Origin of the sequence: Roseinatronobacter sp. S2 (genome assembly GCF_029581395.1) — a bacterium.
In the GTDB taxonomy this organism is placed as follows: domain Bacteria; phylum Pseudomonadota; class Alphaproteobacteria; order Rhodobacterales; family Rhodobacteraceae; genus Roseinatronobacter.
This window is the reverse complement of sequence record NZ_CP121116.1, coordinates 60,794-82,075: the sequence shown is the minus strand read 5'-3', so window position 1 is coordinate 82,075 and position 21,282 is coordinate 60,794. Positions and strand designations below refer to the sequence as shown.

Here is a 21,282-nt window from a genome sequence, read left to right as displayed (position 1 = left end):
AACACTATGCGCGAAGCACTGATCGTCTGGGGCGGCTGGAACGGCCACGAACCGGAAGCCTGCGCAAGCATCGTTCGCGACATGCTTGAGGAGGATGGCTTCAAGGTCCATGTTCACGACACAACCGAAGCCTTTGCGGATGAAGGCATCAAGGAGATGAGTCTGATCGTCCCCATCGCCAGCATGTCCAAAATTGAAAAGGAAGAGGTGAACATGCTTACCGCCGCCATCAAAAGTGGCGTCGGACTGGGGGGATTTCACGGCGGAATGTGCGACGCGTTCCGCGAAGTGCCGGAATACCAGTTCATGTGCGGCGGCCAATGGGTTGCCCATCCCGGCGACATCATCGACTACCGGGTCGATGTCATTCGCCCCGATGATGCCGTGATGGCAGGTATCGACAGCTTTCCTTACAGGTCAGAACAGTATTACATGCATATCGACCCATCAAACGAGGTTCTTGCGACCACCACCTTTACTGGCGAGCATGCGGACTGGATTGACGGAACAGTGATGCCCGTGGTCTGGAAGCGCCGCTATGGTGCAGGACGGGTGTTCTTTTCCTCGCTCGGGCATGTCGCAAGCGAATTTGAAGTGCCGCAGATGAAGACGATTCTCAGGCGCGGTCTGATATGGGCCGCACGCGCGCCTTGACCAAAGTAAGTGATTGCCTGGACATCCTTTGCTGGCATTTCGTCGCCCCGGTGGCGCAGGGCGACCGCAGCCAGCCTTTGCGGGCGTAAGATTGGCGTGGCGCCATTCCGGATTTTTCCTGCCAGCACCTTCAGGCATTCACGCAAGAATGCCGCGAGCCCGGTCCGGCCCTTCGCGGAAACCATGTTCCCATCGACGGTAACGAGGATTTGGACCCCGTGACAGATGGTAAAAATTGGCTTCTGGGACTCATGGAAATGGCTACTTCTATCCACCCACTACACTTGAAAACGTACCTTTCAATACCGCGCTGGCGCATGAGGAAATTTTCGGGCCAGTAGCACCCGTCTATCGTTTTGGGACAGAAGGGCAGGTGATGACCTTGGTAAATGCTACAGCATATGGCCTGGCAACATATGTATACTCTGGTGATCTTTCCCGCGCCCTGCGTGTGGGAAAGCGGTATGATAGCCATGAACCGTGGATTGATGTCCGACCTGCGGCACCTTTTGGCGGGACCAAACAAAGCGGTCTTGGCCGCGAAGGTGGTGGATCTGTTGGACTTAACCGCACCCGGCACCGAACTGCGATGCGAACCAGGCTGCAATCACTGCTTCATAAAATCAATCAGTGCGCGCAGCGGTGCAGGGGTTTGCCGTCGGCTGGGGTGATAAAGAAATGCGCCCGGATAGGGTGGGGACCAGTCATCAAGCACCTGTTCAAGCCGTCCAGCGTCAAGGTCTTCGCGCACATCCTGCTCCATGTGCCAGCCGATGCCCCGGCCGGACCGGACGACGGCCAGCGCCAGTTCAGAGGAGTTGCAGACCAGCGGACCAGTCACTTGCTGGCGGATGTCCTGCCCATCTTTCGTGAAATCCCACGGCATCAGCGCGCCGCTTGACAGGTTGCGGTAGCCGATACACCTGTGCTGGCGCAAATCGCGCGGGTGAAGGGGTTTGCGATGTGCCTGCCAATACGCCGGTGTTGCCACGACCAGTGTTCGCAGCGGCGGGCCAATTTTCACGGCGATCATATCCTTCTCGACGCTTTCGCCAAGCCGGATGCCTGCATCGAAGCCTGAAGCGACGATATCACGCAGACCATCATCGACATTGACCTCGACTGTGATGTCGGGATGCCGGGCCAGAAACGCAGGCAGTCGTTCTGCCAGCAACGTCGAGGCGATCCAGTGAAAGGTCGTCAGGCGGACGACACCGGCGGGATCGTCACGCCATTCCGAAAGGGCGGTCAGACCATCCTCGATCTGCGAAAGCGCGGGGCCGAGATGTTCCAGCAGCGCAGCCCCTGCCTCGGTCGGGGCAACCGACCGGGTGGAGCGCGCCAGCAGCCGCACGCCAAGACGGTCTTCAAGGCCGCGCATGGCGTGACTCAGCGCTGATGGCGACACACCCAGTTCTGCTGCTGCGGCAGTGAAGCTGCGGTTGCGCGCGACGGCAGCAAAAGCGGCGAGGTCATTGAGTGATTGTCGTGCCATTACTGAATTATTCTCACAGCTTCATGCAAAAAGGAACCGCTAATCCTTGTTAGCATTCGCCCCTACCTTCTGGGAGCAAGGCCACCGATGTGGTGCAACACTTGGAGAAGTTACATGCAGATGACAGACTATCGGACATTCGGGCGCTCTGGCCTGATCGTCAGCCCGCTTGCGCTTGGCACGATGACTTTTGGCGCAGGCCGGTGGGGAAGCGACGAAACCGAGGCCCGCGCGATTTTTGATACCTATGTCGCGGCGGGGGGCAACCTGCTCGACACCGCCGATGTCTATAGCGGCGGCGAGAGCGAGCGGATGCTGGGGCAGTTCGTGGCCGACAGCGGAATGCGCGACCAGCTTGTGGTTTCAACCAAGTCCGGCTTTGCGCGTTCGCAAGGTCATCCCATGCATGGTGGCAACAGTGCCTTCAACATCCGGCAGGGGATCGAAGGGTCACTGCGGCGGTTGGGAACGGACCGGATCGACCTTTATTGGGTCCATGTCTGGGACAGGACGACCCCGGCAGAGGAGGTGTTGCGCACGCTGGCCGACGCTGTGGCGCGGGGCCAGATCCTGTATTACGGTTTTTCGAACACGCCAGCATGGTATGTGGCCAAGGTGGCGACATTGGCCGCCGCGCATGGGCTGCCGGGACCGATTGGGTTGCAGAACGCATGGTCCTTGGTAGAACGCGGTATAGAGCTTGATCTGTTGCCCATGGCGCAGGAATTCGGTCTTGGCATCATGCCCTGGAGCCCGCTTGCCGGTGGTTTTCTGACCGGCAAATATGGCCGCGAGATGCTGGATCAGGCCGACCGCGCGTCTGCGGTGCCCGACCGCGCAATGCGCGAAGAGGGCGGCAGTCGCGACCGGTTGAGCGGGGATAACCCCTATGGCGGCATGTTGTTCCATGAGCAGAACTTCAGGATTGTCGATACGGTGCGCGACATTGCAGGCGAACTGGATATCCCCATGGCGCAGGTTGCGCTGGCTTGGGTGTTGTCGCGGCCGGGCATGGGGTCGTTGCTTCTTGGTGCCAGCAGGCCACAGCAGGTGACTGACAATTTCACCGCGCTGAAGATACGCCTTAACGAGGACCAGTTGAACCGGCTGAACGCTGTCAGCGCGGTCCCGCTGTTGAATCCCTACTTTATTTTCCAACTGCCGCGCGAGGTTCTTTTCGGCGGGCAATCGGTGACACCCTGGCGTCTGGGCTGATCAGTGGTTCCTGCCCGTGCTGACCGGCAGGTCTTGAGATGTTGACATAAGTTCCGTTTCAGGAATATTATCCCAAATATGGGAATCACATATCAAACCGACAGCTCAAAACTGGCCAGCCATCTGCGTCACTTGCGCGAGGGGCATAACATGACATTGGCGGTTCTCGCGCAGCAAAGCGGGCTGAGCAGGGCGACACTTTCACGGATAGAAAACGCGGAAGTAAGCCCGACTGCCGAGACGTTGGGGCGGCTTGCAGCAGTCTATGCCCTGCCGATCTCTCAGCTTCTGACACCGCTTGAACAGACGTTCCAACCCGTTCTGCGACGTAAGGATCAAGCCATCTGGCATGACCCGGAACACAAGTTCCTGCGCCGAAGCGTGTCACCCCCCAATGGCCCGCTTTCCCTTGAACTGATCGAAGGCACGTTAGGCCCTGATCAGCGGATCAGGTACGAAGCGCCCGCGATACCTGGCCAGGAGCAGCATCTCTATGTTCTTTCGGGACAGATGGAAATTACGGTCGAAGGCACTGCATACGACCTGCAATCGGGAGATTGCCTCAGATATATCCTGTTCGGAGAGTCCATCTTCAAAACCTCTGATGCTTCATGCAGATATGTGATTGCGCTTTCATGACATACGTTCCCCACCACATCACCGAACTTACCGCCGCCGGGATGGTGCAACATCTGGATGATCTGTGTCGTGTTCTGATTGACAGTGTCGCGGATGGCGCCGCCATCAGTTTCATGGCGCCGGTCAGCACGCATGACGCAGAGCGCTTCTGGTTGAACGATGTAAGGACTGCATTGGACGACGGAAGCAGGCATCTGTTCGGTGCCTTCGTCGATACGCGACTGGTCGGAACAGTCCAGCTGGTTGTTGGCATGCCGCCCAACCAGCAGCATCGCGCAGAAATTTCGAAAATGGTGGTCCATCCGCATGGCCGACGTCGTGGTTTGGGGACAGCCCTTATGTCAGAGGCACTGACAGTCGCAAAACGGGCTGGCAAAACGCTTATCACGCTTGATACGCGCACGGGCGATGTTTCTGAAATGCTCTATCGGGGTCTGGGCTTTGAAGAAGCAGGCGTGATCCCGGACTTTGCCTTTGACCCCGATGGCAAGGCGCGGCACGCGACGACCTACATGTACCGGTATCTTTGAGCCATGCCCGCCGCGCTCGTGATTTTTGGCATTCTGGCGTTTATGGGCGGAATGCTCGTCGCCGCCCAAGGGCCAATCTATGCGCGATTGTCGGAAGGGCTGGGTCGGGACTATCTGCTTGCGGTTTTCCTTGCCTTTGCGACGGCAGCTTGCGTGACCGGGTTCATGGCCCTGGCCACCGGCAGTTTTCGCAACCTGACCGTCACAACCTTAAGCGGGTTGCCACCCTGGGTCTGGCTGGGGGGCATGTTCGGCGCGATCCATGTTGTCATTTCCATGCAGGGCATACCTGCGCTTGGCGTCACGCTTTTTGTTGTCATTGTCGTGACCGGCAATCTGGCCGGTGCCGCTCTCTATGATCATTTCGGCGTTTTGGGGCTGGCAGAGCGACCATTTTCCTTTGTGAAAGCGATGGGTCTGGCGTTCGTCATTCTGGGTGTCGGGATCGTTGCGAAAGCATGAAGCCGGTGGGACTTGGCTGCACGCCGGCGAACACGTCAGGCCCCTCGCGCAGTCACCCGGGAAAAAGCGGATGTGATCCCTGAACATGTCAGTCTGTGGCCGACTGCGTAGACGTGTTCCTGTCGTCCTTCCTGCCGGATTTTCGTTTCCACGCGATCACCACCTACGATATCCGTCGCACGCGTGGCGTGTCAGAAGGGCCTCATTCTGCGGTGTGGCGCGATTCCGGTCAGTACATTGATGTATTGTAACTTTTCTCCAGATCATCATCCATTTTGCGCATCGCGGCGTCGTCGTCCGGCGCTCCGGTTGTCTGATCAAGAAGGATTTTCATCAGCGACGGCATTTCCGCGCGGTCCTGAAAATGCGCCGGGTCCCAAAGACGCGACCGCCGGAACGCTTTGGCACAATGCAGGAAAACTTCGGTCACGCGGATAACGATTGCCAGACGTGGCGCGCGGTCATGTATGCTTAAGCGGTCCAGCAGGTCGGGGTCCGTGACCAGACTGGCCTGCCCGTTCACCCGCAGCGTGTCGTCGAAGCCCGGAATGATGAACAGTAGCCCGATATTGGGGTTCACAATGATGTTGGACAACGTGTCCAGACGGTTGTTGCCGGGCCTGTCCGGGATTGCCAGCGTGCGTTTGTCCAGTATCGCCACAAAACCTGCCGGATCACCGCGCGGGCTGACATCGGCTTTGCCGTCGCTGCCTTGCGTGCCGATACATATGAAAGGTGCACGCCGGATAAAGGCCTGCGCGTGGTCGTCCAGCACATCAAGGCTTTTCAGCTTTGCCAATGTGTGCACCGGTGGAAACAGGGCGCGCAGGGATTGCTCGTCAGTCACCACATGCTCTGGTTTGATGTTAAATTCGTCCATTGCTTCGCCTTTCGCGCTATTTCAGCGACAGTCCCAAGTGTGAAAGTACTTCTCGTTATCGTCAACTTGCAACCCGCAAAAATAAGCCCGCCGGTATACACGGATCATACGCAGGACAAAGGTTGCACCGCGCTACAAGAAGACGCGCAATCTCATGCGTTCAATGAATTGGACCGACTTGATGCATCGCAAGGACATTGCATCGCGGACCCGCTACGCTTTGTCGCAAGTTCTTTCGCACTTTATCTGGTTTGGCACATGTCAAAATGGCAGACAAAGGCAATAAGGAGGCATCGTGAGCACGCGGCAAACCCCACCAGAACAGCCTGACCCAAAGGGATTGCCACGCATATTGTGGCCGTTTGTGTTCGGGCTTGTTGCGCTGACGATCCTGTTGACCCAACAACCCGGCGAAACAGGGGAAACCAGAACTGTTTCCTACAGCGACGTCAAAACCCTGATCCGGAATGGGGATGTGCGCGAAGCAACGCTTGAAGAAACGGCCATTGTCGCAGTGCTGCATGATCGCGCGGCCGACGGGGCGACACGGCTGCGCGCGGTCACCCCGCAGCAGCCCGATCCGGCGCTATTGCCCCTGCTGGAAGATATGGGTGTCACCGTCACCGCCGAAGCCCCGCGTGCCCCGTCAACGCTGATTTGGTTTCTGCCGTGGATTTTGATCATCGGGTTCTATTTCTGGCTTAGCCGTCGCATGATGGGGGGCATGGGCGGTGGTTTTGGCGGGGGCGTGCCCGGCGGGATGGGGGATTTCCTAAGCGGGCGGTCCGCGAAACCGACCAAACCCACCCGCAAGGTGACCTTTGGCGATGTTGCAGGGCAGGACGAGGCCAAGCGCGAAGTGTCGGAACTGGTTGAATTCCTGCGCGATCCCGACCGTTTCCAGAAAGTTGGTGCAACTGTGCCGCATGGCGTGCTGCTGATGGGACCGCCCGGCACCGGCAAGACGCTTCTGGCGCGCGCATTGGCAGGCGAGGCTGATGTGCCGTTCTTTTCCACCTCCGGGTCTGAATTCGTGGAAATGTTTGTGGGTGTTGGCGCGGGGCGGGTGCGCAAGATGTTTGAAGCTGCGCGCAAACAGGCCCCTGCCATTATTTTCATTGACGAGCTGGACAGTATCGGGCGCACGCGCGGCACCGGTCTGGGCGGGGGTCATGACGAACGCGAACAGACGCTGAACCAGATACTGGCCGAACTTGACGGCTTCAGCGCGCGCGAAGCGGTCGTGGTGCTGGCTGCCACCAACCGTCCCGATGTGCTGGACCCTGCATTGCTGCGCCCCGGTCGGTTTGACCGCCATGTGACCCTTTCGCTGCCCGACAAGGACGCACGCCGCGCGATTCTGGATGTGCATATCAAGGATCTGCCGCTGCGCCATGATGTCAATCTGGATCAGGTCGCCGCTGGAACGCCGGGCTTTTCAGGGGCGGATCTGAAGAACCTGCTGAACGAGGCCGCGATCACTGCCGCGCGCCGCCATGCTGCCGACATCACCCCCGACGATCTGGACGAGGCCCGCGACAAGGTGATGATGGGCACCGTGCGCACATTGGCCATCCAGCCTGATGAGCGGCACAGGCTTGCGGTCCATGAAGCCGGACATACCGCAGCGGCGTTTTATAACGCGGGCGGTGATCCGATCTACAAGGTGACGATCATTCCGCGCGGGCGCAGCCTTGGCAGCACGCATATGCTGCCCGCCCATGACCGCCATACCCTGCCCGAGGGGTATTTGCGCGCGCAACTGGTCACGCTGCTGGCCGGACGGGCGGCAGAAAAGCTGTTGCTGGGTTCGGTCAGTTCCGGCGCGGATGATGATATACGCCGCGCCACAGCGCTGGCGCGATCAATGGTGGCGCGCTGGGGGATGGACCCTGATCTGGGGCCGGTCGATCTGCGCGACAGCGAAGATCACCCGTTTCTGGGCCAGCAAATCGCCCAGCCCAGAAGTTTCTCTGATCAAACCGCGACGCGGGTTGATCAGGCGGTGATGGCGCTGCTGAATACAGCCGAGACAGCGGCCATTCTGCTGATCGAGGAGCACCGCGACCAGATCAAGCAACTTGTCGCCCGCCTTGAGGCTGAAGAAACCCTTGATCTTGACGCTATCCGCGCCTGTCTTGACCCTGACGCCAGGATCACGCCGTTCGCGAAACACCGCAAATAATCCAATAACAGGATATCAAATTCCATGACCCGCCCCCCAAAACGCCCCGGAAAACCCAAAACGCAACTGGACCCGCCCGGCACAGCCCAGATTCCGGCCATCACGCCACCAAGGGCGGTTGCGCCCGCGCGGCCCTCTGCGCAACCGCCCGCGCAGACACACCAGTATTTCGACCGTGCCGCACGCGGTGTTATGGCGCGGCTTGGCGGGGGCGTGTCCACCCATGCCTTCACCGAAGCCTGGAGTGACTGGGCGCAGCACATGGCCCGTTCGCCCGGCCGCCAGCTGGAACTGGTGGAACATGCGCAGCAAAACGCGATGAAGCTGATGGGGATGATGACCAGCCCCAACGCCGAGCCGCCTTTTGAACCCAAGGCTTATGACCACCGTTTCAACCATCCGGACTGGCAGAAACAGCCGTTCCAGATGTGGCAGCAGGGGTTTCTGGCGGTGCAGGACTGGTGGGACCACGCCACCGAACCGATGCGCGGCCTGCGCCCTGAAGATGCCGAGCGCACACGCTTTCTGGCCCGCCAGATGCTTGATCTGGCGGCGCCGTCCAATTTCCCGGCCCTGAACCCCGAAATCCTTGAAGCCACCCGCAAGTCCGGCGGGCGCAACCTAAGCGACGGGATGGCGCATTTCGCGCGTGACATGACCAAAACACTGACGCGGCAGCGCGACCCTGCCCCGAAGGGTTTTGAGATTGGCAAGGATCTGGCCTGCACACCGGGTCAGGTGGTGTTTCGCAATGATCTGTTCGAACTGATCCAGTATGCCCCGCAAACCAAGCAGGTGCAGGCAAAACCGATCCTGATCGTGCCTGCATGGATCATGAAATATTACATCCTTGATCTGTCGCCGCATAATTCGATGGTGCGATATCTGGTTGCGCAGGGCTTCACTGTTTTCATGATCTCATGGTGCAACCCGACCGCCAAACAGGCAGAACTGTCGCTGGAAGATTACCGCAAACGCGGCGTCATGGCCGCGCTGGATGCAGTCTGCGCCATTGTGCCGGACACCCCGGTTCATGCGGTAGGCTACTGCCTTGGCGGCACGATACTGGCGATCACGGCCGCGACCATGGCGCGCGACAGCGACGCGCGGCTGGGGTCCGTGACGCTGATGGCAGCCCAGGTGGATTTCGTGGAAGCCGGTGAATTGCTGATGTTCCTTGACGAAAGCCAGATTGCCTTTTTGGAAGATCTGATGTGGGAACAGGGCTATCTTGACCGCCCGCAGATGGCGCGCGCCTTTGCCGCGATCCGCGCCGAAGATCTGATCTATACCCGCAATGTCCAGCGCTATTTTCTGGGCCGCGACGATCTGCCAAGCGATATCGGGGTCTGGAATGCCGACACAACGCGCATGCCCGCGCGGATGCATTCGGAATATCTGCGGTCCCTGTTTCTGGAAAACCGCCTGACTGCAGGGCGTTTCGCGGTCGAAGGGCGCGTGATCGCGCTGAAGGATATTGCCGTGCCCCTATTTGTGGTGGGCACGGAAACCGACCATATCGCGCCGTGGCGATCAGTCTATAAAACGCAGTTGTTTACGGATTGCGACCTTAGTTTCGTGCTGACCAAGGGCGGCCATAATGGCGGCATCCTGAGCGAGCCTGGCCACAAGGGCCGACATTACCGCATTTCGCACCGGCCCAAAGGGGCGCTGTATCTTGGCCCCGATGCCTGGCTGGACCAACATTCGCCACAGCCGGGGTCGTGGTGGCCGGAATGGGCGGCGTGGCTGACAGCCAAAGGCGGCGAAGTGGTGCCCGCCCCCACCATGGGCGACCCAGACAAGGGCTATGTCCCACAGATCGCGGCCCCCGGCCGATATGTGTTCCAGCCATGACGGGACAAGCTGAACAGGTCGATAAAGCGTTGCGGTTCTTGTAGGTTTTTGCGGCATCATACGGTTCTGCCGCAGATTTTCAGTCAGGTTGAGAGCGGGCTTGCGCTGGACATGATCATATTGCGAGCTGAGCGGACTGCTGGAACGGGGTCATAGCGCAAGCGCGGTTTCGTCTTCGGGCGAGAACAGATGAACCAGTGCCGGATCAATCGTGACCGTCAGCATGCCTGCGTCAACCCCGGCCAGACGATCAGCGGCAGCAATCATCAGATGTGGTTGGGTATCGGTGCGGACATAGCTGGCAGAACCCGTGCGCTCCACACTCTGGACCGGCAGTGTCAGGGCGTTTGGTCCGTCACCGGGGATCAGATGTTCAGGACGAAGCCCGACCGTCACCGCCTCTTGGGCCGGTCGGCGCCCTGCGATGGCCAGACGCGGATTGTCGGGAAGATCAAGGATTACATGCGCGCCATCGCTGTCAATCCGGCCCGGCACAAAATTCATCGCGGGCGATCCGATGAAACCGGCCACGAACCGGTTCACGGGGCGGTCATACAGATCCAGCGGCGCACCCTGTTGTTCAATGACACCCGCGCGCAGCACCACAACATGATCGGCCATGGTCATGGCTTCGATCTGGTCATGGGTGACATAGACCGAAGTTGCACCGATACGGTCGTGCAGCTTGCGGATTTCGGCGCGCATGTGAACGCGCAGGGCGGCATCAAGGTTCGACAACGGCTCGTCAAACAAAAACGCCTGCGGTTCGCGCATGATGGCGCGACCCATGGCAACGCGCTGGCGCTGGCCGCCGGACAATTCGCGCGGATAGCGGTCCATCAGCGCCTCAAGTCCGGTGATTTTGGCAATCTCTTCTGCGCGGGCGCGGGCTTTCGCGCGGCTGACACCCCTGATCCGCATGGAATACATCATGTTCCCCGCCACGGTCTTGTGTGGGTAAAGCGCATAGGACTGGAACACCATGGCCAGATCGCGGGCGCGGGGCGGTGCAGACGACACATCCTTGCCCGCAATGCGGATCCCGCCGGATGTTATGGTTTCCAGCCCTGCGATGGTGCGCAGCAGGGTTGACTTGCCGCACCCCGAAGGCCCGACCAACGCCACGAACTGCCCCTGCGGGATGCGCAGATCAATGTGTTTCAGCGCGTGATAGGCCCCGTAATGCTTGTCGACCCCGTCGATTTCGATTTGCATGTTCATTTTAGCGCTCCCGAAGTCAGCCCGCTGACGATCTGGCGTTGCAGAAAGACAAAGAAAAGAATGATCGGCGTGACATAGATGGCCGCATAGGTCATCACGCCCTGCCAGTCAGACGTGTTGGGGCCCATGAAACTTTGCAGGCCGACAGTGGCAGGCTGCAAGGCGCGCGACTGGATCAGACTGCGCGAATAGACATATTCGCCAAGGCTTTGCAAAAAGATCAGAAGCGCGGCAACCAGAATGCCATTGCGCGCCAGCGGCACATTGATCGAAAAGAACGCGCCGATCCGGCTGTTGCCTTCGACCAGTGCCGATTCCTCCAACTCTCGGGGCACTTGTGCGAAGGTGGCGCGCGTCAGCACAACATAGAAGGGCAGCACTTTTGCCGCTTGTGCAAGGATCACGCTGGTGCGGGGGTAATCCAGCAGGCCAATCTGGCTGAACGACACAAAGATCGGCGTAATCATCAGCGATGACGGCAGAACCTGCATCATCAGGATGGAAAACAGCGCAACATCCATCCAGCGCGACCGCACCCTTGCCAGCGCATAGCCGCAGCCGGTGCCCAGCACCACAACGATGGCGGTAACGCCCACAGCAATGATCGCGGAATTCTTCAGATAGGTGCCCATGCGCATGCGCTGCCACACCTCGACCGCCGCAAAATCCGGGTTCGCGGGCCAGAAACTGGGTGGCCATGCCGTGATTTCCGTGCCCGTCTTCAGGGCGGTGACATACATCCAGTAAACCGGAAACATATAGGTTGCGACCATCGCAAGGGCGACAAACAACAAAGCGAACTGGGTCAGTCTTTCATCACGCAGCATGTTCGTGCCTCGTTGAGCGGACATAGATCGCGGCCACACAGATCACCACAAGGATCATCAGAACCGACACTGCCGACCCCTGCCCGATGCGATAATGCTGAAATGACAATTCCCACGACCAGTATTGCATCACGTTCGATCCGTTGGACGGGCCACCTTGTGTAAGGGCCGCGAACAGATCGAATTGTTGCAGTGTAAAGATGATACCCAGCGATATAACCGCACCAAGCTGCGCGCGCATCAATGGCAGGGTGATGGTCAGGAACCGCCAGATACGGCCCGCGCCATCCATCTCGGCGGCTTCATAGACATCGTCGGGAATGGCGGCAAGCCCGACCGACAGCAGGATCATGTTGAACGGCACACCAACCCAGACATTGGCGATGATCACCGAATAAAGCGCGATAGACGGGTCTGACAGCCAGAATATTTTATCAGATGTGATGCCCGTCGCTTGCAGCGCCCAGTTCATCACCCCGAAATCGCCTGCAAGGATCCAGCTCCAGACGCCGCCGACAACAAGGCCCGGCATGATCCAGCCTGCCAGAAAAAGGCCCCGCAACCATGTTGAACCCGGAAAGCGCTGCTGGAAATAAAGCGCAAGACCAAAACCGATGGTCAGCTGCAACGCAACCGACAGCCCGACAAACACAGCCGTGTTGCGCACAATCGTGCCTGTCGCACGCTGGCTTAGCACAGTCTTGTAATTGTCCAGCCCCACAAAGGGCCGGTCAAAGGACGCAATCGTAAACAGATCGACCGACTGGAACGACATCACGACATTATAGACCAGCGGAAGCGCCGAAAAGGCGACAAGAAAACCCAATGTCAGCCAGACAAGCACACGGTCCAGCCCGCGGCCATCCCGAAAGGACGGGCCGCTGGCCCTTATTGTGCCAACTGTCGGGATCGAGTCTGTGGTGGAAAGGGGAACAGTCATGCGGTCATGGTCCTGCGCGCTGGGGAAGGAACCGGCCGCCGCCCGCAGGGAGTGGGCGCGCAGCGGCCGGGCGATGCCGGAGTATCAGTTGACTACATCCGAGATCGTTTCTTGTGCGTCAGCCAGCGCCTCGGCGGGCGTTGCCTGTCCGGTCAGGGCAGACTGAATTGCGGTCTGGATCGCCTGACTGATCTGCGGCCAGTCCGGCGAAGGGCCACGGTTGCGCGCATATTGCATGGACTCCTCGAACACGGCATAGGCTTCGGGGAAAATGGGGTCGGTCACTTCCACGGAACTTGCGGGCAGGTAGCCAAACTCGTTCCACACCCGGTCCATATTGTCATACAGAAATTCAAGGAACGCGAATGCGGCCTCTGGCTGGTCCGAATTTGCAAGGATCACGTTGTCGCCCTCGCCCAGGGCAGACGCGCGCTCCGCCCCTTCGTGCGGCACCGGCAACAGTGCCACGCGCCAGTCGAAATCTGCCTCCTCGCTCATGCGGGGTATTTCCCACGGACCGGAAATCGACATCGCGGCATTGCCGGAGTTGAACGTGCCGGTGCTGTCCCATTGACCACGGATAAGCGTATCGGGCGATGCAAGGCGTTCATCAATAAAGGTTTTCCATAAGGTCAGCGCGCGCTCGGCCCCGTCGGTCGTCAGATTGTCATAATCGCCGCCCGCCATCTGGACCCAAGGCAAAAACTGAAACGTGCCTTCTTCTGATCCGACCGCCGAAAACGCAAGCCCATAGATATTCCGGGCGGGATTGGTCAGCACCGTGGCCGCTTCATACAATTCATCCCATGTCCGTGGCGGCGCGTCAGGGTCAAGGCCCGCATCCGTGAACATGTCGGCGTTGTAATAAAGCGCGATTGTGTTGGCGCCGCGCGGGATGCCATAGATCCCCCCCTCATAGGTCACGGATGCCAGTGGGCCGGGGAATATATCGTCGGTATTGACGATGTCGGACGCTTCGATATGGGGGGTCATGTCCAGCAGCAACCCGCGCGATGCAAACAACGCAATTTCCGGGTTGTCGATATAGGTGATGTCGGGCGCACTGCCGGTCGAGATGGCGCGCGCCAGATCGTTGACCATATCGGGGAACTGCACTGTGCGCAGGTTGATCGTCACATGCGGGTTTTCGGCCATGTATTCTTCGGCCATGACATAATGATACTGGCCCGGATCGTCGATTGTCCAAAGGTCAAGCTCGACCGGTTCTTGCGCAAATGCGGGGCTTGCGATTATCGCAGCGGTCCCGGCCAGAAGTGCCCTGATATTCCTCATCGCTGTCTCCTCCTTGGTTGGGGTGGTCTGGGCATGTCCGTCTCTCCTCAGACGGGCTTGGCCAGGGACGGATCGCCGCCCTCGTAGGTGCCGGTGGCAGGAACATGGATCAGCCCGCCACGGGCATGTTTAAGGTGGTTAAGGGCCGCCACTTGGCCCGTCATCTCCAGTTCATCGCGGTAGACGGGGTCATGCCAGCCTTCGATATCGATGGACCCGGCATAGCCTGCCAGCCGCAATTCGCTGATGATGTCTGTCCAGTTGCTGTCGCCGAAACCGGGTGTGCGCATCCACACAAAGGGTTCGCGCCCGAAGATGCCGTGTTCGCGGATCACTTCCCAGCGGATGGTCGCGTCCTTGCCATGAACATGAAATATCTTGTCTGCCCATTTGCGGATCTGCGGCAGCGGGTCGATCAGATACACCATCTGGTGGCATGGTTCCCATTCCAGCCCGACATTGTCGTCGGGGGTTTCGTTGAAGATCAACTCCCACGCGTCGGGGTTATGGGCGATGTTCCAGTCGCCTGTTTGCCAGTTGCCATCCATCGCGCAGTTTTCAAACGCAATCCGCACGCCCTTGTCGGCGGCCCGTTTCGCCAGTTCGGACCAGACCTGTTTGTAGCGCGGCAGGCTGTCGGTCAGCGGCTTGCCCCTGATCCGGCCGGTAAACCCCGCAATGCAGGTCGCGCCGAAATGATGTGCGTTATCGATGCAATCCTTCCAGCCTTGCAGGGTTTCAAGGTCCATCGCCTGTTCTTCCAGCGGGTTTCCGAACATGCCCAAAGTGGACATGGTAATGTCACGGTCCCCGATCGCGTCACGGCACCGTTTGCCCAATTCGGCAAGGTTCTGGCCTTTTGTCGTTTGCCAGAAAAACGGCTCGAAACTCTCGAACCCCATATCGGCAATCTCGTTGATACGGGCGGCGGCATGGCCTTCGGTGGCCTGGATCATCGTGCCGATACGAATTGTTTTCAGCGGGTCAGTCATGGATGGCCTTTCAGATGTCGGAAAGTGAGACGCGCTGCCCGAGCTGCGCGCTTTTTATTGCGGCAAGCACCATGGCAAGGCTTTTGATATTGTCGCTGCCGCAGGTCAGCGGCGCAGTGCCGTTCTGCACGGCAGTCACGAAATCAGCCAGAACACCGGCATGGCCTTGGGTCAGTGGTGTTGCCAGCGTCGGCACGTCGACGGCACGCAAGGGGCGCAGAAAACCCTGATCCCCGTCAACGACATTTGCGGTGAAGCCGTCATTCCCGTCCCAAAGCAGCGTGCCTTTCGTGCCGACAATCCGCCATGATGCTTCCCACGCTGTATTCGCGCCTTCGGCGGCCCAGCTGCCGCGATAGGTCATCGCAATCCCGTCTGTCATGTCAAACAGCGCATCGGCGGCTGCGCCATGCGCATACCATGACCCTTTCGGGTTGGTTTCGCGGCAATAGACTGCCGTGGCATCCTGCCCCGACACAAACCGGGCCGCATCAAATGTATGGATTGCCATGTCCAGCAACAGCACATTGCGCATCTGTTCCCTGAAACCGCCAAAATGCGCCCCAAGGAAGAAATCGCAATGCACAGCCGTCACCGCGCCCAGACTGCCAGAGTCGAGAAACGCACGGGCACGCCGGATGCCCGGCAACCAACGGCGGTTCTGGATAATCGCGTGGCGGCGGCCTGCACCGGACGCAAGCGCGATCAAGCGCCTCGCACCTTCCAGTGTCTCAGCCATGGGTTTTTCAGACAGCACATGGCAGCCGTGGCGCAGGGACATTTCCACCACCTCGGCGCGTGCAGGTGGCACGACGATGTCAAACACCAGATCGGGCCGTTGTGCCGTCAGCATCGCGTTCAGGTCATGGCCGGTCGGTGCATCCGTCCAGCCGAATTCGTCAGCGCGCGCCCTTGCGGCAGTTTCATCCAGATCAACAAAGCCTGTCATGCGGATATTCTGCGCCAGAAAAGGCGTGTCCCGCAGCGCCTGAAGCCAGCCTTTAGACATAGCTCCGCACCCCACCATAACGGCGCTTAACATATTGTTCCTCCTGCCAGAATGCGCGCAGGCTCCTCCCTCCGCGCATCATCGTAAACGTTTACAACGATAGGCGCGCCAAGGAACGCTTGTCAACAGGTTTCGTAAACGTTTACAATCATTGAATAATGGTGCGCCGGACGTGCGGCGATAGAACAGGAAAAGCAAAATGACGGGAATCAGGGCGTTGGCCGACCGGTTGAACATTTCGATCGGCACGGTTTCACGCGCATTGAATGACAAGCCCGGTGTGAACCCCGAAACCCGCGCACGCGTCCTGAAGATGGCGCAGGAAATCGGCTATGTGGCAAATGCAGCGGGCCGCAACCTGCGCAAGGGGCGCACGAATACCATCGGGCTTATGATTGGCACGGGACCGACGGCTTTGGGGGGGGATAACTTCTTCATGGCAGTGACCGATGCCATGCAGCGCGTCTTGCTGGAAGACGGGATTGACCTTGTGCTTTTGCCTGTTCACCGCGCAATGGACCCGGTTGCCTTTTTGCACCGGACCCTGCAACGCGGATTATTGGATGGTGTCATTCTGACGGCCACGCAGGTCGATGATCCGCGCATCGCCCTGATGGCGCGCTCATCACTGCCATTCATGACACTGGGGCGCTCTCGGACACCGGGAAAATACCTGTGGATGGATCTGGATTTCGAAGAAGGGGCACGACATTCCGTAATGCGGCTGGCCGAACTGGGGCACCGCCGCATTGCCGTCTGTGTCCCGACGGGAAATTCAAACCTTGCGCAGCTTTATTGTGACAGCTGGCGCGCCACGATGGGGGCGCTTGGCTTGCCGGTGACAGATGATCTTAGCTTCGTTGATGACGGAAGCGAGGACGGCGGCGCGCGTGTCGCCGCGCGCCTGCTTGCCCAAGAAAACCGCCCCACTGCAATCCTTATGTGTTCCGAACCTATGACCAGCGGATTTTATGGCGGGTTACTGGGGGCAGGCGTGCGACCGGGCGCTGATGTGTCCGTTGTGGGCTTTCGTCAAAGCCCGTTGCTTCGTCATCTTGCCCCGCCGATTACCTGTTTTGACATGTGCCTTAAAACCCTTGGTCAGGACATGGCATCTGCCATTCTGACACTGACCTACGGGGCCGAGGGGCAAGCACCGCCGACATCTGGTCTGGTCGCTATGGACTATGTTGAAACGCCGTCAGTGCAGGCGATCAAGGCGTGAGCAAAGCCGGACGCGGACAATGGGTCTGATGCCGGAACGGACCCGTGCCTGTTGGGCGCGACCTGCATATCGCCGGCATCCGGCCCAACTGCCTGTCCCCGTACAGTGAACTTACTTGAAGCCGATGGCTTCATGCGCACGCGTAGGATCAGGCGGGAGGACGGCCTCTTTCAGTTCGCGCGAGTATGGGTGCTGTGGATTATCAAGCACCGCCTTGGCCGGGCCTTCTTCCACAACCTCCCCCGATTTCATGATGATCAGCCTGTCAGCAATGTAGTAAGCCGTCGCAAGATCGTGGGTGATATAGATTATGGTGACACCAAGCTGATCGCGCAGGTCACGGAACAGATTCACGATGGACATGCGCAAAGAGGCGTCGACCATCGACACCGGTTCATCCGCGACAATAAGATCCGGTTTCGGGATAAGTGCGCGCGCCACTGCGATGCGCTGCAACTGTCCGCCTGACAACTCGTGCGAATAGCGCCCCCGCACCTCATCCATGGATAGACCGACAAGTTGCAGGGATTCATCCGAAATCGCCTCTCTCGTGGCGGGGTTGTCGGCGTTGCGAAACCTCTGCGCCGTGGAAAACAGATAACTGTCAATCCGGGTAAGGGGATTGAACGCCTCGAACGGGTTCTGGAATATCGGCTGTACGCGGGACATGAATTCCATACGATCTGTACTTGAGCGTATTTCAGCAATGTCGCGCCCATGCACGCGGATCGTCCCCGAGCTGGGCGCCTCGCTTCCAAGGATCATGTTCGCCAGCGTCGATTTGCCACTACCGGACTGCCCGACAATGGCAAAGACTTCGGGGGTATCCTTGCTAAGTGTAAAACTTACATCACGCACCGCATCCACGGTGTGCGACATGAAAAGTGCGCCGCTGCGAAAACTTTTGGACACATGGTCAAGTTGCAGAACATTGTTCATGTCAGCACCGCCTCTCCGGGCCGCCAGCAGGCAACGCGGTTGCCACCATGTGGCCCTTCCATGGGCGGCACCTCGTGGCGGCATTTTTCGATAGCCAGCGGGCAGCGCGGATGAAACCGGCAACCTTTGGGCGGATCGGCCAAATTGGGCGGGCGCCCCGGCAGGCTTTTGCGCGCGCGTGTATCGCCAATACGCGGCAGACTGGAAATCAGATGTGCCGTATACGGATGTAGCGGCGCCCGGAACAGATCGATCGTTGGTGCTTCTTCTACCAGACGGCCAGCATAGACAATTCCCACCCGGTCAGCGATCGTTGCGTGCACCGACATATCATGTGTCACAAAGACCATGGTAGAACCCTGTTGCCGCTGCACATTCTTTATCATCCGCAGCACGTCACGCTGCACGATAACATCCAACGCGGTTGTCGGCTCGTCCGCGATGACGAATTCCGGTTTGCAGACAGTGGCCAGCGCAATAGTCGTGCGCTGGCGCATCCCCCCGGAAAGCTGGTGCGGATAGGAATCGAGTATCCGCCGGTCAAGCTGAAGCCGCGCCAGATGATCTTCTACGGCGCTCCAGAACGCGGCTTTTCGCAGCTTCATGTGCCGGTAGGCGAAGTCGTGGAACGACTGGCGAATTCTGCGCACCGGGTTCAGAACCGACATTGAACCTTGCATAATGTAGCTCAGGTGTTTCCAGCGCAGCGCTTTCACGTCGATTGCAGGGTCGTAAATATCAATCGGTTGCCCCCCACCAAAGTTATAGGTGACAGAACCGCCCATGACCCTTAACGGCGGTCGGATTGCACCAGCCAGCGCCTTGACCAACGTTGTCTTGCCAGAGCCGGACTCACCAGCGAGGCCATAAACCTCGCCACGCCGCACGCGCAGGGTAGCACCATCTACAGCGCGCACCTCACGGCTGATGCCATAGCCTTCGAATTTGAAATAGGCTTTCAGGTCCTGAACCGTAAGAATGTCTTCATGTTCCCCGGCGATGGAGTCTTTATCAAGGTGGTCAAGTTCCATCATCCCGCCCCTCCCATGCGATCAAGCCGACTGCGGGGGTCGACATATTCGTTCACGGACATGGCCAGCATGAATAGCCCAAGAAACAGCACAACAACCGCCAGAATAGGAAATGCAATCCACCACCAGATTCCCGATATTACAGCCTGATGCTGGTTGGCCCAGTAAATCATTCCGCCGATGCTGGGCCGGTTGCTGTCGGCAAAACCCAGCACGGAAAGGGTCACCTCCAGGCTGATTGCCCAGATCAGATTGTTCATCGCGGTAAAGAAAATAATTGGCATGACATAGGGCAAATGCTCGCGCACAAGAATGCGGCCGGTACTCATGCCGGAAAAGACGCCGTGACGCGTGAACTCCCGCGTGCGCAGGCTGATTGTCACCGAACGGATCAGACGGCTGTCATAAGTCCAGCCCAACAGCGCGGCGCATATTGCCAGCATCTGCCAGGTCATATTTTCGCGCAGCACAAAATAGACCAGAAGCAGAATCGGAATGTTGGGCAACGCAATAAACGTGTCGTTGACAGACATCAGGATACGGTCCGCCCGCCCCCCGAGATAACCCGAAACCATGCCGACCGAGATTGCGATCAGACGGCTGAGTATTGTGACAACAAGGCCGAACATAAGTGTGTTCCATAACGCCTCTGACAGCACCCAAAGCACGTCCTGACCGCGCGAATCCGTGCCGAACCAGTATTGCCCGGAAGGCGGCATATCGGGCGGCAACAGATACAGGCTGAAGCCAGGATAAGGTGTCCAGAAATGCAGCGCGGCGAAGATCAGCATAAGCACTGTCAGCGTAAACCCTGCAAGGAACTCGACGTTATGGCGAAGAAGACTGCCGATGACGGTGAACAAGTTTATTACTCCAGTTTTACGCGTGGATCGATGAGCGGATAGAGCAGGTCAATCAGAAGCACGGACACTGCCACGGCAATAATCGAGATTGTCGTGACACCAAGCACAAGGCTGTAATCGCCACGATAGATACCCTGGATCAGAAGACGCCCCATGCCCGGATAGTTGAACAGAAATTCGACAATCACTGTGCCACCAAAAATCTGCCCGATCTGCATTGCCAGCCCGGTGAACTGGGGCAGCATCGCATTTCGCGCGACATACTGGCTGAAAATTTTCCGCCCCGGCACGCCACCCAGTTCGGCGTAGATGACATGATCGTCCGTCACAATATTCGACACCAGACTGCGCATGCCGATGAACCACCCGCCCAGCCCGGCGAGAACCAGACTTAAGGCAGGCAAGAAACCATGATAGAGGACAGAGGAGATGAACGCCCAGTTGAAGCCTGTGGGAATGTTCATCTGGGCACCACCCGAGATCGGGAACAGTGGAAAAACATACCCCAGCATGATTAGCAGGATCAGGCCGATAAAGTAGTGGGGAACGGGGTTGATTGTCATAATGCCCAGGCCAAGCACGCGCAGCATGCGTGACTTCCGGAAATAGCCCGCCAGCGCCCCAATGGTGTTACCCAGCACAAAGGTGATAAGGATCGACAACAACAACAGACCGACCGTCCAGGGCGCGGCGTTCAGAATCAACGTCGACACCGGCGTTGGAAAGGCCGATAGCGATGGCCCGAAATCGGCACGGATCACCCTGCTCCAGAAGTTTATGTACTGCTCGAACAGGTTCCCCTGAAGGCCATAAAGTTCTGCAAGGGAGTCACGCATCATCTGGACGGCGCGCGGATCACTGGCACCAAAGCTGGTAAGCTGTGTCAGGGATTGCTCAACCGGGTCGACGGGCGACAGGTTGGTGATGAAAAAGGCCAGTGTGACGCCAGTAAAGATGACGAAAACGAACTGGCCAAGCCGCTTGAGGATATAGGCGGTCAGCGTGTTCATGGTCTGCTCGAATCT

Annotated in this window: 20 protein-coding genes and 2 pseudogenes; 9 read left to right on the top strand and 13 right to left on the bottom strand. The window is 58.7% G+C overall.

Annotation, left to right across the window (positions count from 1 at the left end; translation table 11 throughout):
* The first annotated feature begins 6 nt into the window (after positions 1–6).
* Entirely contained in the window at positions 7–654 is a 648-nt protein-coding gene (locus P8S53_RS19970; protein ID WP_277807291.1) for a ThuA domain-containing protein, read from the top strand.
* A 110-nt stretch (positions 655–764) separates the two neighbouring features.
* On the opposite strand, the pseudogene P8S53_RS21370 reads toward P8S53_RS19970, so the two are convergent.
* Positions 765–926 (bottom strand): annotated as a pseudogene (locus P8S53_RS21370) (protease); the annotation flags it as partial.
* Here P8S53_RS21370 and P8S53_RS19965 point away from each other — a divergent pair.
* Positions 890–1,153 (top strand): annotated as a pseudogene (locus P8S53_RS19965) (aldehyde dehydrogenase family protein); the annotation flags it as partial. The pseudogenes P8S53_RS21370 and P8S53_RS19965 sit on opposite strands and share 37 nt — an antisense overlap.
* Before the next feature lie 108 nt (positions 1,154–1,261).
* Here P8S53_RS19965 and P8S53_RS19960 read toward each other — a convergent pair.
* Positions 1,262–2,149, bottom strand: a complete 888-nt coding sequence (locus P8S53_RS19960) for a LysR family transcriptional regulator (protein WP_277807290.1) — start codon at positions 2,147–2,149, stop codon at positions 1,262–1,264.
* A 114-nt stretch (positions 2,150–2,263) separates the two neighbouring features.
* On the opposite strand from P8S53_RS19960, the gene P8S53_RS19955 reads away from it, so the two are divergent.
* The 4 genes from P8S53_RS19955 (at position 2,264) to P8S53_RS19940 (ending at position 4,995) form a co-directional block, all read left to right on the top strand.
* A complete protein-coding gene (locus P8S53_RS19955; RefSeq protein ID WP_277807289.1) occupies positions 2,264–3,364 on the top strand; it encodes an aldo/keto reductase in 1,101 nt (366 codons plus the stop codon).
* A 78-nt stretch (positions 3,365–3,442) separates the two neighbouring features.
* Complete coding sequence (locus P8S53_RS19950) at positions 3,443–4,003, top strand: helix-turn-helix domain-containing protein (protein ID WP_277807288.1); 561 nt, start codon at positions 3,443–3,445, stop codon at positions 4,001–4,003.
* Complete coding sequence (locus P8S53_RS19945) at positions 4,000–4,533, top strand: GNAT family N-acetyltransferase (protein WP_277807287.1); 534 nt, start codon at positions 4,000–4,002, stop codon at positions 4,531–4,533. Before P8S53_RS19950 ends, P8S53_RS19945 begins: the two co-directional genes overlap by 4 nt.
* Before the next feature lie 3 nt (positions 4,534–4,536).
* Positions 4,537–4,995 (top strand): DMT family transporter, encoded by a 459-nt coding sequence (locus tag P8S53_RS19940; RefSeq protein ID WP_277807286.1) that lies wholly within the window; start codon positions 4,537–4,539, stop codon positions 4,993–4,995.
* Positions 4,996–5,224: 229 nt separating this feature from the next.
* Here the strand turns inward: P8S53_RS19940 and P8S53_RS19935 are convergent, their stop codons facing one another.
* Positions 5,225–5,875 (bottom strand): pyridoxamine 5'-phosphate oxidase family protein, encoded by a 651-nt coding sequence (locus tag P8S53_RS19935; protein WP_277807285.1) that lies wholly within the window; start codon positions 5,873–5,875, stop codon positions 5,225–5,227.
* Positions 5,876–6,170: 295 nt separating this feature from the next.
* Between P8S53_RS19935 and ftsH the strand changes: the two genes are divergently transcribed.
* Positions 6,171–8,060, top strand: a complete 1,890-nt coding sequence (gene ftsH / locus P8S53_RS19930) for an ATP-dependent zinc metalloprotease FtsH (protein ID WP_277807284.1) — start codon at positions 6,171–6,173, stop codon at positions 8,058–8,060.
* A gap of 24 nt (positions 8,061–8,084) precedes the next feature.
* The gene (locus P8S53_RS19925) at positions 8,085–9,917 is read left to right on the top strand and encodes an alpha/beta hydrolase (protein WP_277807283.1); all 1,833 of its coding nucleotides are present in this window, start codon (positions 8,085–8,087) and stop codon (positions 9,915–9,917) included.
* Between the two features lie 150 nt (positions 9,918–10,067).
* Here P8S53_RS19925 and P8S53_RS19920 read toward each other — a convergent pair whose 3' ends face one another.
* From P8S53_RS19920 to P8S53_RS19895, 6 genes are all read right to left on the bottom strand, one after another.
* Entirely contained in the window at positions 10,068–11,138 is a 1,071-nt protein-coding gene (locus P8S53_RS19920; protein ID WP_277807282.1) for an ABC transporter ATP-binding protein, read from the bottom strand.
* Entirely contained in the window at positions 11,135–11,965 is an 831-nt protein-coding gene (locus P8S53_RS19915; RefSeq protein WP_277807281.1) for a carbohydrate ABC transporter permease, read from the bottom strand. The genes P8S53_RS19920 and P8S53_RS19915 overlap by 4 nt, the downstream gene beginning before the upstream one ends.
* Positions 11,955–12,905, bottom strand: coding sequence for a carbohydrate ABC transporter permease (locus tag P8S53_RS19910; RefSeq protein ID WP_277807280.1), 951 nt, complete (start codon positions 12,903–12,905; stop codon positions 11,955–11,957). Before P8S53_RS19910 ends, P8S53_RS19915 begins: the two co-directional genes overlap by 11 nt.
* 84 nt (positions 12,906–12,989) lie before the next feature.
* Positions 12,990–14,198, bottom strand: coding sequence for a sugar ABC transporter substrate-binding protein (locus P8S53_RS19905; protein ID WP_277807389.1), 1,209 nt, complete (start codon positions 14,196–14,198; stop codon positions 12,990–12,992).
* 47 nt (positions 14,199–14,245) lie between these two features.
* Positions 14,246–15,190, bottom strand: a complete 945-nt coding sequence (locus P8S53_RS19900; RefSeq protein WP_277807388.1) for a sugar phosphate isomerase/epimerase — start codon at positions 15,188–15,190, stop codon at positions 14,246–14,248.
* A 10-nt stretch (positions 15,191–15,200) separates the two neighbouring features.
* Complete coding sequence (locus tag P8S53_RS19895) at positions 15,201–16,199, bottom strand: Gfo/Idh/MocA family protein (RefSeq protein WP_277807387.1); 999 nt, start codon at positions 16,197–16,199, stop codon at positions 15,201–15,203.
* A 199-nt stretch (positions 16,200–16,398) separates the two neighbouring features.
* On the opposite strand from P8S53_RS19895, the gene P8S53_RS19890 reads away from it, so the two are divergent.
* Positions 16,399–17,424, top strand: coding sequence for a LacI family DNA-binding transcriptional regulator (locus tag P8S53_RS19890; RefSeq protein ID WP_277807386.1), 1,026 nt, complete (start codon positions 16,399–16,401; stop codon positions 17,422–17,424).
* 111 nt (positions 17,425–17,535) lie between these two features.
* On the opposite strand, the gene P8S53_RS19885 is transcribed toward P8S53_RS19890, so the two are convergent.
* The 4 genes from P8S53_RS19885 to P8S53_RS19870 are packed head-to-tail and all read right to left on the bottom strand — an operon-like array spanning position 17,536 to position 21,267.
* Positions 17,536–18,363 carry an ABC transporter ATP-binding protein gene (locus tag P8S53_RS19885; protein ID WP_277807385.1) on the bottom strand — a complete coding sequence of 276 codons (828 nt, stop codon included), beginning with the start codon at positions 18,361–18,363 and terminating at the stop codon, positions 17,536–17,538.
* Complete coding sequence (locus P8S53_RS19880) at positions 18,360–19,397, bottom strand: ABC transporter ATP-binding protein (protein WP_277807384.1); 1,038 nt, start codon at positions 19,395–19,397, stop codon at positions 18,360–18,362. Before P8S53_RS19880 ends, P8S53_RS19885 begins: the two co-directional genes overlap by 4 nt.
* Positions 19,394–20,257: an ABC transporter permease gene (locus P8S53_RS19875; protein ID WP_277807383.1), complete on the bottom strand. Its 864-nt coding sequence runs from the start codon at positions 20,255–20,257 to the stop codon at positions 19,394–19,396. Before P8S53_RS19875 ends, P8S53_RS19880 begins: the two co-directional genes overlap by 4 nt.
* A 5-nt stretch (positions 20,258–20,262) precedes the next feature.
* A complete protein-coding gene (locus P8S53_RS19870) occupies positions 20,263–21,267 on the bottom strand; it encodes an ABC transporter permease (RefSeq protein WP_277807382.1) in 1,005 nt (334 codons plus the stop codon).
* Positions 21,268–21,282 lie beyond the last annotated feature (15 nt).